Below are 14,553 nucleotides of genomic sequence, written 5' to 3' on the forward strand. Positions count from 1 at the left end.
CTTATTTACATATTACATCTATTTGTCTTTTTCTATTTCAATCACTTCTACACAATTCACCGTACCTGCTTTAATTCGCCATTTCACATTAAATTCATACAAACTCATACCATAAATACGATCACTCGGTTTACCTTGTTGATAGGCTGGGCGAGGATCTTGCTCTAGCACTTGGCGAATGAAACGACTTAAGTGCGGTCGTTTTTCTTCTCGTTTTTTTGCCGTACTTTGGGCTTGCTCGGTAAATTCAACAGTCAATTTTGCAGGTGGTTTTTCTTGAGCAAAGCTCGATTGCGCATTTGGCTCACTATCCGCATAGGCAATATAGGGTTTGATATCGAAAATCGGCGTGCCATCTACTAAATCGACCGCACCTAAATGGAGAAAAACGTTACCGTTGATGCATTCTACTTGACGTAATTTAACTTTGGATAAACCGAGAGGATTTGGGCGGTGCGTTGCGCGTGAGGCAAACACGCCAACTCGTTGATTACCGCCTAACCGCGGAGGGCGTACGGTGGGTTGCCATTTTCCTTGTTGGATTTGGTCGAACTGAAAAATTAACCAAAGATGACTGAATTGTTCCAATCCTCGTACGGTTTCAGGCGAATTATAAGGCGGTAAGAGTTCTACAATGCCTACACCGTCTTCAACTAAATTAGGTTGGCGTGGTACGGAGAATTTTTCTTTATAAGGCGTGTGGATAATGGCGATAGGCGATAAGGTTAAATCATTCATAAATTGGGTGTCTTAGTGTAGAATACGCGGCCTATTGTAATCAAAAGTGCGGTCAAAAAAAATGACAAATGAAAAATTGAAAATGTGGTGGGAAACGGCCCGACCGAAAACTTTGCCCTTAGCGTTGGCATCGATTTTCACGGGTTCGGCATTAGGTTATTGGGCGAATCCACAAGGTTTTAATGGGCTTGTAATGGTGCTTTGTTTACTCACGACAATTTTATTGCAGGTGCTTTCTAATTTTGCTAATGATTATGGGGATCATCAAAAAGGTTCAGATACTGAAGAACGTATTGGGCCATTACGTGGCATTCAAAAAGGCGCAATTTCAGCAAAAGAACTGAAATGGGGATTAATTCTAATGGTGGTGGCCAGTTTTCTTTCAGGAAGTTTCTTGATTGGAATCGCTTATGAAAACCTCTCGGATTTATTCGCTTTCGCTGGGCTTGGCATTTTAGCTATTGTTGCTGCCATTACTTACACGGTTGGGGCAAAGCCTTATGGCTATATGGGATTAGGCGATATTTCTGTATTAGTATTTTTTGGTTTGCTTGGCGTTGGCGGCACTTATTATTTGCAAACTCACAGTATTGATAGCCACATTATTTTGCCTCCTATTGGTTCTGGCTTATTGGCAAGTGCAGTATTAAATATCAATAATTTACGCGATATTAAACAGGATGCGAAAGCGGGCAAAAATACCCTAGCCGTTCGTTTAGGTGCATATAAAGGGCGTGTTTATCATTGTATTTTATTAAGTGTGGCAGCCCTATGTTATTTAGCATTTGTGTTGGCGACGGCTATTTCTTGGACAAATTATTTATTTGTATTGGCAATGCCATTGTTAGCTAAACATGCGATCTTTGTTTATCGTAGTCAGCAGCCAAGTGAATTGCGTCCAATGTTGGCTCAAATGTCTATGATTTCGTTATTAATCAATATCTTGTTTAGTTTAGGCTTGCTTATCGGCTAAATCGGCATATACTAAAGCAAACAAAATTTCAACAATCGATAGGGGAAAGTTATGTTTATTGATACTTCAGAACTTTGCGATCTTTATGCAGAACAAGTGGATGTCGTGGAGCCAATTTTTTCAAGCTTTGGTGGCGTAAGTAATTTTTACGGTAAAGTCACTACGGTAAAATGCTTTGAAAGTAATGGATTAATTGCTGAAGTATTAGAAGAAAATGGCGAAGGTCGAGTGCTTGTTATTGATGGCGGTGGTGCGGTACGCCGTGGTTTGATTGATGCAGAATTGGCTCAACTTGCTGTTGATAATGGTTGGGAAGGCATTATTGTATATGGTGCAGTACGCCAAATTCAGCAATTAGAAAACCTCGATATTGGTATTCATGCCCTTGCGCCAATTCCAGTCAGTGCAGATGAAAGCACGACTGGTGAGAGTGATGTTCCGGTAAACTTTGGTGGCGTAACCTTTTTCCCAGAAGATTATATTTACGCAGATCTGACAGGAATTATACTTTCGCAAGAGCCCTTAGATTTAGATGATTCGGACGAATAATACGAAAGAGCAAAAGTGCGGTGAAAAATAACCGCACTTTTTTTATCGAAATTTATTGCACTAGATCACATTTCTGAAAATTGAGCATTGCAACTTATTAACATTCATTTAACATTGTAGTCCGTTCGAGTTAGAACACTAACGGAGGAGCTTTATGACTGAGATGAAATCTTTCAAGAATCATAAAAGTGGCATTATTTTTATTTTAGATATAGTGCTGTTTTTTGTGTTATTAAATGTGCTACCTTATGACCCAAAGGCTAGTGCTGGTTTAGCTTTATTGGCTTTTGTTGCAGTGCTTTGGTTAACCGAGGCATTGCATGTTACGGTTACCGCATTATTGGTGCCATTATTGGCGATTGCGCTAGATTTAGTGAGTACTAAACAAGCCTTAGTGGCTTTTGCTGATCCTACAATCTTTTTATTCTTTGGTGGCTTTTCTTTGGCTACAGCCTTACATATTCAAAAACTTGATAAAATGATTGCTAATAAGATTATGGCGTTAGCGCGCGGTAATTTATTTATTGCCATTATTTATCTCTTTTTGATTACAGCCTTCCTTTCTATGTGGATGAGTAACACTGCAACTGCAGCAATGATGTTACCCCTCGCAATGGGAATTTTAAGCCAACTTGATCGCGAGAAAGAACATAATACTTATGTGTTTGTGTTGTTAGGGATTGCTTATAGTGCATCAATTGGTGGTATGGGAACCCTTGTGGGTAGCCCACCGAATGCGATTGTAGCAAGTAACTTGCATTTAACTTTTGCAGATTGGTTATGGTACGGTTTACCAATAATGATCATTTTGCTACCACTGATGATTGGTACGCTTTACATTATTTTTAAGCCCAAACTTCATATTAATTTTGAGCAATCTTTTGAAAGCATTGAAATGAATTCAGTGCGTGTATTAACACTTGTTATTTTTGTTGTAATTGCTTTAACTTGGGTATTTAGTGGGCAAATTAATCCGCTGATTTCAGGCTTACTTGGTTTGCAGAAAAATATTGCGAGCTTCGATAGTGTCGTCGCTTTATTAGCCGCTATTGTGATTTGTTCTACGGGCATTGCAAGCTGGAAACAAATTCAAGAAAGTACCGACTGGGGCGTATTAATGCTTTTCGGTGGTGGATTAACATTAAGTGCGGTATTGAAGGATTCTGGAGCAAGTAAAATTTTAGCAGATAGCATTGTCTTTATGATTGAAGGACAACATTTCTATCTTATTGGCTTGTTAGTTGCGGCGTTCATTATTTTCTTAACTGAATTTACTTCTAACACAGCAAGTGCGGCACTGCTGGTCCCAATCTTTATTTCTATCGCCCAATCATTGGGTATGCCTGAAATTGGTTTAGCATTAATTATTGGTATTGGTGCATCCTGTGCCTTCATGTTACCAGTTGCAACACCTCCAAATGCTATTGTATTCGGTTCTGGTCAAGTGAAACAAAGTGAAATGGTAAAAGCTGGTTTCGTATTGAATTTAGTGTGTATCGTTGTGATTGCTACTGTCGGTTATATGTTCTGGTTGAACTAATTTAGATTTGATTATTTACAGAATTCAGTGATTAAAATAAATGGGTTAAAGCGAATAAGGCTTTAACCCATTTTTCTTGTTATAAGATTCTTTTATACAAAGCTATTTGTTGTGTTCATAAGCGTAAAGCGTATTGCTCATTAACATTGCAACGGTCATTGGCCCAACACCGCCAGGAACGGGGGTAATATAAGCTGCTTTTTCGGCTGCTTTGTCAAACTCTACATCGCCTACTAATTTTCCATCTAGGCGGTTAATTCCGACATCAATGACTACCGCACTTTCTTTGATCCAATCTCCAGGAATCAAATTCGGCTTACCTACCGCGACGACAAGTATATCTGCTTGGCGAACATGGCTTTCTAAATCTTTGGTGAATCTATGAGTTACTGTGACAGTTGCGCCTGCTAATAATAATTCTAAAGACATTGGGCGTCCGACAATATTGGATGCGCCTACAATTACTGCGTGTTTGCCATGTAGGTCAATCCCCGTTGTTTCTAATAGCTTCATTACGCCATAAGGGGTACAGGCACGTAAAGTTGGAATGCGTTGGCATAAAAGCCCAACATTGTAAGGATGGAAACCATCTACATCTTTTTTGGGGTCGATTCTTTCAATTATTGCTTCGGTATTAATTTGTTTGGGTAATGGTAGCTGCACCAAAATACCATCAATATTTTTATCAGCATTAAGCTGGTCAATAACCGCTAATAATTCCTCTTGTGTGGTGGTATCTGGCAGATCATAAGATTTAGAGAGAATGCCAATTTCTTCACAGCTTTTACGTTTATTACCCACATAGATTTGCGAAGCTGGATCTGCACCCACGAGAATGACTGCAAGCCCAGGCGCGCGTTTTCCTTGCTTAACGTAATGGGTGATTTTATCTGCCACATCGGCTTTAATTTTTTTTGAAAGTGCGGTACCAGAGATGATTTGTGCGGTCATAGGGCTGTCCTTTTGAATGATGGGAAAGAAAGCGTTTGCTATTTTAGCGGACAATGATTTTTTTACAACGAAAAAGGGGGCGTTTTTCCTAAAGTGGAATAATTTTGAACAATTAAGTTGAAAAATCAAAAATTTCATTGACTGAAATAAAAACAAACTTATAATTGACCGCACTTATCGGCGAGTAGCGCAGCTTGGTAGCGCAACTGGTTTGGGACCAGTGGGTCGTAGGTTCAAATCCTATCTCGCCGACCACTTCTTTTATATTGTCTTGAAATTCCGTACAAAAGAAATCTTTGAATGCGCCCTTAGCTCAGCTGGATAGAGCAACGCCCTTCTAAGGCGTGGGTCAAAGGTTCGAATCCTTTAGGGCGTGCCATTTATTTCTTCAATCTATTTTTTATTCTCTTTTATTAATTTCTTTTGCTATTTAAGCAAGCTACAATACGCCCCCAAATTTTATCAATACAAATCAGAAAGAGAATTATTATGCCCTTTGCTATTGGTCAGCGCTGGTTGAGTGAAAGTGAAAACGCTTTAGGACTAGGTATCATTACTGCATTAGATCAACGAACCGTCACGATTTATTTCCCCGCTGCGGATGAAACGCGTATATATGCTGCTGCACAAGCGCCTTTAAGTCGGATTGTATTTAGTAAAGGTGAAACATTATCCCATCAAGCTGGCTGGCAAGGTGAGATTTTAGACGTTCAAAATATGAACGATTTGCTATTTTATTTAGTTAAAAATCCGCAAGGTGAAGATGTCATTGTGCAAGAACGTGATATTTCATCGATTATTTCTTTTAGCCAAGCGAAAGATCGTTTGTTTTCAGCGCAAATTGATCGTAGCAGCCATTTTGCATTGCGTTATCGCACGCTTTGTCATCAGCAAGCACAATTTAAATCGCCATTGCGTGGTTTACGCGGAACGCGTGCGGGTTTAATTCCTCATCAGCTTCATATTGCAGCTGAAGTCGGTAATCGAGTTAATCCTCGCGTGTTATTGGCGGATGAGGTTGGTTTAGGGAAAACCATTGAAGCAGGAATGATTTTGCAGAATCAACTTTTTGCTGAGAAAGTGCAACGTGTTCTTATTATCGTGCCAGAAACGTTGCAACATCAATGGCTGGTGGAAATGCTTCGTCGTTTTAATTTGCATTTTTCACTTTTTGATGAAGAACGGTGCAACGATTTTGATCTTGATGCAGTTAATCCATTCATGACTGAAAGCTTAATTATCTGTTCTCTGAATTGGTTAGAAACTCATCCAAACCGAGTAGAGCAGGCGCTCGAAGCTCAATTTGACTGTTTAATAGTGGATGAGGCGCATCACCTCGTGTGGTCCGAATCTTCACCAAGTGCGGCTTATTTATTAGTTGAACAGCTTGCTCGTATCATTCCATCAGTCTTGTTACTCACGGCAACCCCAGAACAACTTGGGCAAGAAAGTCATTTTGCTCGTTTGCGCTTACTGGATCCAGAACGTTTCTTTGATTATCAAACCTTTGTAAAAGAGCAGGAACGCTATCAACCTGTGGTTAATGCCGTTGAATCTTTGTTGGCAAATAAGACATTAAGTGCGGTCGAAAAAAATCATATTTCTGATTTATTGCTTGAACAAGATGTCGAGCCACTTTTTAAAGCGATTGCATCAAATAATGATGAAGAACAGCATCGTGCCCGTCAGGAACTGATTCAAGCCTTAATTGATCGTCATGGCACGGGGCGAATGTTATTCCGCAATACACGTCAAGGCGTGAAAGGTTTTCCACACCGTGTTTACCACCAAATTACACTCTCTGAAGATAATGATAAAATTGATTGGCTGATCGATTTTCTCAAACTCCATCGTGATGAAAAAATTTTTGTGATTTGTCAGGCCGCTGCAACAGCGATTCAGTTAGAACAAATTTTGCGTGAATGTGAGGCTATTCGTGCCGCAGTGTTCCACGAAAAAATGTCGATTATTGAACGAGATAGAGCAGCCGCTTATTTTGCTGATTTGGAAAACGGTGCACAGGTTTTACTGAGCTCGAGTATTGGCTCGGAAGGGCGTAACTTCCAATTCGCAGCAAATTTAGTGTTATTTGATTTACCGACAAATCCTGATTTATTGGAACAATGTATTGGCCGATTAGATCGTATTGGACAAAAACGTGATGTGCAAATTTATGTACCTTGTGCAAAAGATTCGCCTCAAAGTCGTTTAGCGCGTTGGTACAATGAGGGACTCAATGCTTTTGAACAAACTTGTCCAATGGGAATGGCATTATTTTCTCAGTTTTCCGATGAATTGGAAAAAGTGCGGTCAAATTCTATCGCACTTTCAGAGAATGAATTTTTTGAATTATTAAAACAAACTAAAACCGCGCGGGAAAGACTCAAGATTGAGTTAGAAAAAGGACGGGATCGTTTATTAGAGCTAAATTCTCATGGCGGTGAGCAAGCGCAAGCGTTAGCGGATCAAATTGCTGATGAAGATAATTCGCCTGAGCTTGTGAATTTTGCCTTAAAATTGTTTGATATTATTGGCGTAGAACAAGAGGATCTTGGGGCAAATAGTATTGTGATTAGCCCAACTGGGACAATGCTTGTGCCCGATTTTCCGGGTTTAAAAGAAGAAGGGGTGACGGTTACCTTTGATCGCGAACTAGCCCTTGCTCGTGAAGAAATGGAATTTTTGACTTGGGATCATCCTATGATTCGTCAAGGTATTGATCTTGTTGCTTCTGGTGATATTGGCAAAGCCGCAATGGCATTGCTTGTGAATAAACAACTGCCAGCTGGAACCTTATTAATTGAATTGATTTATGTGGTGGAAAGTCAATCGCCAAAAGGATTACAGCTTAATCGTTTCTTGCCGCCAACGCCTATTCGTCTGCTGCTTGATAACAAAGGAAATAACATTGGTGAGCAGGTTGCTTTTGAAACATTGCATAGCAAATTGAAACCACTTGGTAAAAATATTGCTAATCAAGTGGTGAAAATGGCACGGGCCAATATTGAAGCCTTGATTACACGAGGCGATCAACTCGTAAAATCTTTAGCTGAACCGATTATTGCTGAAGCTAAAAATCAGGCAGATCAACAATTAAGCTTAGAAATTAATCGTTTACAGGCTTTGCGAGCGGTAAATAAAAATATTCGCCAAAACGAAATTGATATTTTGGAACAACAACGAACACAATCACTGGACGAGTTTTCTAAAGCAAATTGGCGTTTGGATTGCTTGCGGGTCATTGTGACGAACAAGGAATAAAAATGGCATTGATTGAATATAATCCGCCTCTTGAACCTTATTTGGATATTATTTATCAAGATAATCATTTGTGCGTAGTGAACAAACCGAGCGGTTTGCTTTCCGTGCCTGGCAATCAACCACAATATTACGATAGCGCAATGAGTCGAGTGAAAGAAAAATTCGGCTTTTGTGAACCGGCTCATCGTTTGGATATGGCAACGAGCGGTATTATTGTGTTTGCTTTAAGTAAGGCGGCGGATCGTGAATTAAAACGTCAATTTCGCGAACGTGAACCGAAAAAACATTATCAAGCGATCGTTTGGGGACATTTGGAGAAAGATTATGGCGAGGTAAATTTGCCAATGATTTGTGATTGGGAAAATCGACCTCGCCAACGTTTGGATTTCGTTTTAGGAAAAAGAGCGGTCACAAAATTCGAAGTTTTAGCACGTTTGCCTAATAACAGTACTCGCGTGAAACTGACGCCCGTGACAGGTAGATCTCATCAATTACGTTTGCACATGTTAGCATTGGGGCATCCAATTCTAGGCGATAAATTTTATTCTCATCCTCAGGCTAAAGCTATGTCGCCAAGATTATGTTTGCACGCAGAAGAATTGACGATTACCCACCCTATTACAGGGGAAACAATGACATTTAATGCGAAGTCCGATTTTTAAATTTGCGCAGAAACTTGAGATCACGAATGAAAAACTTTTTAGCTCAACAAGGAAAAATCACGTTAATTCTTACCGCACTTTGTGCGCTTATTTATATTGCTCAACAACTGGGGTTTGAAGACGATATTATGTATTTGATGCATTACCCCGCTTACGAAGAGCAAGATAGCGAAGCGTGGCGTTATATCTCACATACATTGGTACATTTATCTAATTTGCATATTTTGTTTAATTTGTCTTGGTTTTTTATTTTCGGTGGAATGATTGAGCGCACTTTTGGTTCGGTCAAATTATTGATGTTGTACGTTGTGGCCTCCGCCATAACAGGCTATGTGCAAAATTATGTGTCTGGCCCCGCTTTCTTTGGACTTTCTGGTGTTGTATATGCTGTGTTGGGGTATGTATTTATATGCGATAAATTGAATCATCATTTATTTGATCTGCCAGAAGGTTTTTTCACAATGTTATTGGTGGGGATCGCATTAGGTTTTATTAGCCCATTATTTGGTGTTGAAATGGGAAATGCAGCACATATTTCAGGCTTGATTGTCGGATTGATTTGGGGATTTATCGATAGCAAATTACGTAAAAATTCGCTACAGTAGGTGTGTTCAATTTGGATAAAGGATTCTCTATGAAGCAGTCGTTACGGCATCAACAAATTATTAAACTGGTGGAACAATCTGGTTATTTAAGCACTGAAGAATTGGTTGCTGCCTTAGATGTTAGCCCTCAAACGATTCGCCGTGATTTGAATATTTTGGCAGAGTTAGATTTAATTCGTCGCCATCACGGTGGTGCGGCATCGCCATCTTCTGCAGAAAATTCTGATTACGTGGATCGTAAACAATTCTTTTCATTACAAAAAAATAATATTGCACAGGAAGTTGCGAAGTTGATTCCTAACGGTGCATCGTTGTTTATTGATATTGGTACCACGCCTGAGGCTGTCGCCAATGCATTGCTTGGCCACGAAAAACTTCGAATTGTAACGAACAATCTGAATGCTGCGCATCTTTTACGCCAAAATGAAAGTTTTGATATTGTCATGGCAGGCGGATCATTGCGAATGGATGGTGGAATTATTGGCGAAGCTACGGTGAATTTTATTTCTCAATTTCGCCTAGATTTCGGGATTTTAGGGATTAGCGCGATCGATGCTGATGGTTCATTATTGGATTATGATTACCATGAAGTACAAGTAAAGCGAGCGATTATTGAAAGTTCACGTCAGACGTTATTAGTGACCGATCACTCTAAATTTACGCGCCAAGCGATTGTTCGATTGGGCGAATTAAGTGATGTGGAATATTTGTTTACGGATGATGTTCCCGAAGGAATTGTCAATTATCTTAAAGGTCAGAAAACGAAACTAGTTTTATGTTAGGAATAATAAAGTGCGGTAAAAATAATGTGTTTTTACCGCACTTTTTATATGTTTTATGGGCAAGATTTATTTTGTTGTTACTTGGCAAATTAGGTAGAATAAGTCCACATTTATATAAGGATTCAAAATGAAAATAAAGACGATTTTGACCGCACTTTTCGGCGTAATTGTGCTGACAGGTTGTGCAAATAAGAATGACACGAAACAAGCGAGTGAGCGTAATGACACCCTTGAAGGGTTCAATCGAACCATGTGGAAATTTAACTATAACGTTATGGATCGCTATGTGTTAGAACCCGCTGCAAAAGGTTGGAATAACTATGTGCCTAAGCCTATTTCTTCTGGTCTTGCTGGCATTGCAAATAACCTTGATGAGCCGGTAAGTTTTGTGAACCGCTTAATTGAAGGTGAACCGAAAAAAGCATTTGTTCACTTTAATCGTTTTTGGATTAATACCGTATTTGGTCTAGGTGGCTTTATTGATTTTGCGAGCGCAAGCAAAGAATTACGCATAGATAACCAACGTGGATTTGGGGAAACTTTAGGGAGCTATGGCGTAGATGCAGGCAGTTATATTGTGCTACCGATTTATAATGCAACAACGCCACGTCAATTAACGGGCGCAGTGGTTGATGCGGCTTATATGTATCCATTCTGGGAATGGGTTGGTGGTCCGTGGTCGTTAGTGAAATATGGTGTGCAAGCGGTGGATGCTCGTGCGAAAAATATTGATAACGCTGAGTTGTTACGCCAAGCACAAGATCCATATGTAACCTTTAGAGAAGCGTATTACCAAAATTTACAATTTAAAGTGAGTGATGGCAAATCAACAGAAAATAAAGAATCGCTTTCAGATGACGTGCTAAAAGAAATTGATTAATCAACAAAAAAGTGCGGTAAAAAAGAACCGCACTTTTTATCAACTAAGGAGAAAATGATGACTCAAATTATTCATACTGAAAAAGCGCCAGCAGCTATTGGCCCTTATGTTCAAGCGGTTGATCTTGGCAATTTAGTTTTCACCTCAGGACAAATTCCCGTGAATCCTGCAACAGGCGAAGTGCCAGCTGACATCGTTGCGCAAGCGCGCCAATCTTTAGAAAACGTGAAAGCGATTATCGAGAAAGCGGGTTTAACCGCCGCAGATATTGTAAAAACAACAGTTTTTGTGAAAGATCTTAATGATTTTGCAGCGGTTAATGCAGAATACGAATGTTTCTTTAAAGAAAATAATCATCCTAACTTCCCTGCTCGTTCTTGCGTAGAAGTTGCGCGTTTACCAAAAGATGTGGGATTAGAAATTGAAGCGATTGCTGTAAGAAAATAATTTTCTGTTTGGTAATTTCTGCTTAAAAGTGCGGTCATAAACTCGCATGTTTTTCGGTATTATGTAGCAGTTGCACAAAGATTTAATTTGTTGTTTCTGCTACATTTTCTTATCTTTTATGTACGAAAGGTAAGAATAGTCAATGACAAAACAAAAATCAACTTTGGAAAATGCGCTTGAAGAAGCGATTGAAGAAATTGAAACCGAAAAGAAAGAAATAGCAGCGCAAATCAAGCAACTCCATAAAGAATTAAAAGATCTTGATCGGAAGATTTCAGACTATCGTGTGGCATTAAATCACGCAAAAGGTTGGGAAGAACCGCCTTTACCGTCAAACCCCAAATTTAGAAATCTTCGTTTCCAAACTTCGCCTCAACAGTTGATTGCTCAGGTACTAAAACAAGAGCCTTCAAAATGGTTAAGTGTGAAGGAGATTACATATCTGGCGATGAAGTTAGATGGGCAAGGGATTGAAGAAGTCATACCGTATAAACAATCACAAACGATTGCTTGTACATTAAACTATTTAAAGTATAAATCGTTAGTGGAAAAATGCTTAATAGATAACTCACAACATTGGCGATTGAGAACACTTAAGCAAGGATAGTAAATAGCGGTAGAAATACCGCTATTTTTGTTTCCATTGCCAGTAAACATCATTTCGGCTGATTTGAATTCTATCAATCCATTCTCTTTTATGAAACTCATTCAGTTGTTTACGAACGGAATCAAGATGTTTTTCGGACGGTATATCAGGATTTTGTTCAATATCAAAAATGCACTGCGTAAGCTCGGCAATTGTAAAGGCTTTATTAGGTGCTTCTCGCATCATTTGTACGATATATTTACGAATTTTCCCTTTAAAGAGCTTATATTTGGAACGGTACACAAAGTTGTCCGTATTATAAAGGGCTACATCAGTTTCCTGTTGAGTAAGCTCAATAGCACGTTTTAATGTGGCAATGTTTGCATCAAGTAAGGCTAGATGATGTAATACCTGTTTACGTTCAAACTCAAATTCTTTGAGCTTCTTATCTAGGTTGTATGCCATATATCTACTGCCAAATCACTTCTTGATGAATAATTTTTCGTTGCCAATAACCGCACCATTCATTGTTATCGTTGGTGGTTTTCAAACATCGGCTCAATACATCAATAAACTGTGCTTTATTTGAGGTACGGCGATTGTCCTCACGGTACGCAATTTCATTAGCATAGTTAAGTAAGTATTCGTTGCTGATACGGTGAACTTGTCCGTAGTACATACGTTTGAAACGACTAAATAGACTTTCAGCCTGATTATTGGTGACACCTAAATCGCTGCGATATTCTTCTTTATGATTAACAGTACGTAAGTCATAGTAAGGTAATAAAACATCATAGGCAGTGCTTTCATCGGTATTGATTTGCGTATTCGGTTTAATGAACTTATCGGCAAAACTTTTTATCACCGATTGCGATTCCGTATGCGCCACAAAAACGTGAGAGCGTTTTGCCCCACAATGCAGCGCATTACTGGCTTTTTCTTCTGGCGAATAATGTTCACGTGCAACCATGACACAACGTTTATCAGGATTCTGATTTTCCTTTAAACGATAGTCAATACGGTCAGATTTCTTATTTGCTTTACGTGGCGCAGGATGAACATAAGTCCCGTCCATATCCACTACGCCTGAAAGTGGTTTTATATCACGACTTTCTAATAACGCCTTGCGGAATTTATGTGATAAAACAAATGCTGTGCGAGGATTAAGTTTTGCATTACGAGCTAATTGAAGGGAAGATAAGCCTTTGACAGCATTTACCCATTCCATTAAAGCATAGAGATAAACCTTAATCGGTTTCTTGCGATTAGCAAAAATAGTGCCAGAAGTGACACTAAAAGTGTGATTACAATGTTTGCAACGCCATTGTTTACGTGTAGAAATATAATAAGGCTTGTGTTGCACCCCACATTTAGGACAAGTAATAAACTCTTTGCCACCCCATCTTAATTCACAAAGCAAATCATACGCTTCTTCTTCCGAGAGTTGTGCAATCTCGTAGGAAGAAAGCGTGCGAGCTTTGCTAGATAAGAGGAAGTGTTGCGCCATAATTCTATTTATTTAACCTAATAAAATCACTATAATAATGTAATTTTTGGCATTCTTAATGATTAAATAATGCCATTTTATACATTTAAAGTCAATGAGGAATGCCAAAATGAGCATTAAAGAACGATTACGTCTTGTTATTGAGTCGCAAAAACTAACGGTAAAGGATTTTGCAGAACTAGTTGACACACCACTTAGAACAGTGCATAACTATCTGAATAGTGGTAAAGAGCCCAGTATGGAGTTTCTTTCTAAGGTTTCTAAAAAATTTAATATTAATTTAAATTGGCTGCTATTGAATCAAGAGGATATGTTTTTAACTGAAAAAGATATTAATTTGAATTTAGATGAATCTGAATTGCTCAACAATTATCGTTCTGCAAATGAAGTGGGAAAGCGTATTTTAAAAAGAACCTCTAAAATTATTTTTAATGAATTGAGTAATAATGATGTATAACACTCAGATTAGTAATTTAGATGCTATAGATTGGCTAAAAACCTTAGATTCATCATCTGTAGATCTAGTTATTACAGATCCTCCTTATGAATCATTAGAAAAGCATAGGAAAATAGGAACAACTACTCGTTTAAAGCAAAGTAAATCCTCTAGTAATCAATGGTTTGAGATCTTCCCTAATAAGCGTTTTGAAGAATTGCTAATTGAAATATATCGAGTTTTAAAGAAAGACAGTCATTTTTACCTATTTTGTGATCAGGAAACTATGTTTGTAATAAAACCTATCGCAGAAAAAATAGGATTTAAATTTTGGAAACCTATAGTATGGGATAAGGTCGCCATCGGTATGGGGTATCATTATAGAGCACGATATGAATTTATCTTATTCTTCGAAAAAGGAAAGAGGAAATTAAATAATTTATCAATCCCTGATATTCTTGTTGAAAAAAGGATCGTTAGAGGCTATCCAACAGAAAAACCTATTAATTTAGCAAAGGTTCTCATTGAACAAAGCACAAAGGAAAATGAACTTATTATTGATCCATTTTGTGGAGCAGGTTTTGTAGGAGTTGCCGCAAAATTACTTAACCGTCAATTTTACGGCAATGATACTAG

16 protein-coding genes and 2 tRNA genes are annotated in these 14,553 nt (G+C 38.6%); 14 read left to right on the forward strand and 4 right to left on the reverse strand.

What is annotated here, in order from left to right:
• Positions 1-18 precede the first annotated feature (18 nt).
• A complete protein-coding gene (gene tsaA / locus AAX15_RS06610; protein ID WP_046939648.1) occupies positions 19-738 on the reverse strand; it encodes a tRNA (N6-threonylcarbamoyladenosine(37)-N6)-methyltransferase TrmO in 720 nt (239 codons plus the stop codon).
• Positions 739-799: 61 nt separating this feature from the next.
• On the opposite strand from tsaA, the gene menA reads away from it, so the two are divergent.
• The 3 genes from menA (at position 800) to AAX15_RS06625 (ending at position 3,800) form a co-directional block, all read left to right on the forward strand.
• Positions 800-1,711, forward strand: coding sequence for a 1,4-dihydroxy-2-naphthoate octaprenyltransferase (menA, locus tag AAX15_RS06615; protein ID WP_046939649.1), 912 nt, complete (start codon positions 800-802; stop codon positions 1,709-1,711).
• 51 nt (positions 1,712-1,762) lie between these two features.
• The gene (rraA, locus tag AAX15_RS06620; RefSeq protein WP_046939650.1) at positions 1,763-2,260 is read left to right on the forward strand and encodes a ribonuclease E activity regulator RraA; all 498 of its coding nucleotides are present in this window, start codon (positions 1,763-1,765) and stop codon (positions 2,258-2,260) included.
• A 154-nt stretch (positions 2,261-2,414) separates the two neighbouring features.
• Complete coding sequence (locus AAX15_RS06625) at positions 2,415-3,800, forward strand: DASS family sodium-coupled anion symporter (protein ID WP_046939652.1); 1,386 nt, start codon at positions 2,415-2,417, stop codon at positions 3,798-3,800.
• Positions 3,801-3,902: 102 nt separating this feature from the next.
• Here AAX15_RS06625 and folD read toward each other — a convergent pair whose 3' ends face one another.
• Complete coding sequence (folD, locus tag AAX15_RS06630) at positions 3,903-4,751, reverse strand: bifunctional methylenetetrahydrofolate dehydrogenase/methenyltetrahydrofolate cyclohydrolase FolD (RefSeq protein WP_046939653.1); 849 nt, start codon at positions 4,749-4,751, stop codon at positions 3,903-3,905.
• Positions 4,752-4,929: 178 nt separating this feature from the next.
• Here folD and AAX15_RS06635 point away from each other — a divergent pair.
• The 9 genes from AAX15_RS06635 to AAX15_RS06675 all read left to right on the forward strand — a co-directional run bounded on the left by AAX15_RS06635 (position 4,930) and on the right by AAX15_RS06675 (position 11,995).
• Positions 4,930-5,006 (forward strand) — tRNA-Pro (locus AAX15_RS06635).
• 47 nt (positions 5,007-5,053) lie between these two features.
• A tRNA-Arg gene (locus tag AAX15_RS06640) sits at positions 5,054-5,130 on the forward strand.
• Positions 5,131-5,240: 110 nt separating this feature from the next.
• Positions 5,241-8,012: an RNA polymerase-associated protein RapA gene (gene rapA / locus AAX15_RS06645; RefSeq protein ID WP_046939654.1), complete on the forward strand. Its 2,772-nt coding sequence runs from the start codon at positions 5,241-5,243 to the stop codon at positions 8,010-8,012.
• A 2-nt stretch (positions 8,013-8,014) separates the two neighbouring features.
• Complete coding sequence (gene rluA / locus AAX15_RS06650; RefSeq protein WP_011272195.1) at positions 8,015-8,674, forward strand: bifunctional tRNA pseudouridine(32) synthase/23S rRNA pseudouridine(746) synthase RluA; 660 nt, start codon at positions 8,015-8,017, stop codon at positions 8,672-8,674.
• Between the two features lie 26 nt (positions 8,675-8,700).
• On the forward strand, positions 8,701-9,279 hold the full coding sequence (locus AAX15_RS06655) for a rhomboid family intramembrane serine protease (protein WP_046939656.1): 579 nt from the start codon (positions 8,701-8,703) through the stop codon (positions 9,277-9,279).
• A gap of 29 nt (positions 9,280-9,308) precedes the next feature.
• Complete coding sequence (locus AAX15_RS06660) at positions 9,309-10,061, forward strand: DeoR/GlpR family transcriptional regulator (RefSeq protein ID WP_005643940.1); 753 nt, start codon at positions 9,309-9,311, stop codon at positions 10,059-10,061.
• 127 nt (positions 10,062-10,188) lie between these two features.
• The gene (locus tag AAX15_RS06665) at positions 10,189-10,941 is read left to right on the forward strand and encodes an MlaA family lipoprotein (RefSeq protein ID WP_046939658.1); all 753 of its coding nucleotides are present in this window, start codon (positions 10,189-10,191) and stop codon (positions 10,939-10,941) included.
• A 57-nt stretch (positions 10,942-10,998) separates the two neighbouring features.
• A complete protein-coding gene (locus AAX15_RS06670; protein ID WP_046939659.1) occupies positions 10,999-11,388 on the forward strand; it encodes a RidA family protein in 390 nt (129 codons plus the stop codon).
• A 142-nt stretch (positions 11,389-11,530) separates the two neighbouring features.
• The gene (locus tag AAX15_RS06675; protein ID WP_046939661.1) at positions 11,531-11,995 is read left to right on the forward strand and encodes a hypothetical protein; all 465 of its coding nucleotides are present in this window, start codon (positions 11,531-11,533) and stop codon (positions 11,993-11,995) included.
• 21 nt (positions 11,996-12,016) lie between these two features.
• On the opposite strand, the gene AAX15_RS06680 is transcribed toward AAX15_RS06675, so the two are convergent.
• Positions 12,017-12,439: a hypothetical protein gene (locus AAX15_RS06680; protein ID WP_046939663.1), complete on the reverse strand. Its 423-nt coding sequence runs from the start codon at positions 12,437-12,439 to the stop codon at positions 12,017-12,019.
• 4 nt (positions 12,440-12,443) lie between these two features.
• Positions 12,444-13,481, reverse strand: a complete 1,038-nt coding sequence (locus AAX15_RS06685) for an IS1595 family transposase (protein ID WP_046939664.1) — start codon at positions 13,479-13,481, stop codon at positions 12,444-12,446.
• Positions 13,482-13,590: 109 nt separating this feature from the next.
• Between AAX15_RS06685 and AAX15_RS06690 the strand changes: the two genes are divergently transcribed.
• Both AAX15_RS06690 and AAX15_RS06695 read left to right on the forward strand, forming a co-directional pair.
• A complete protein-coding gene (locus AAX15_RS06690; RefSeq protein ID WP_046939665.1) occupies positions 13,591-13,938 on the forward strand; it encodes a helix-turn-helix domain-containing protein in 348 nt (115 codons plus the stop codon).
• Positions 13,928-14,553: DNA-methyltransferase (locus AAX15_RS06695; protein WP_046939666.1), on the forward strand; the 626-nt coding region annotated here is incomplete at its 3' end. The genes AAX15_RS06690 and AAX15_RS06695, both read left to right, overlap by 11 nt.

The organism is Haemophilus haemolyticus, from assembly GCF_001008275.1.
In the GTDB taxonomy this organism is placed as follows: Bacteria; Pseudomonadota; Gammaproteobacteria; order Enterobacterales; family Pasteurellaceae; genus Haemophilus; species Haemophilus haemolyticus_P.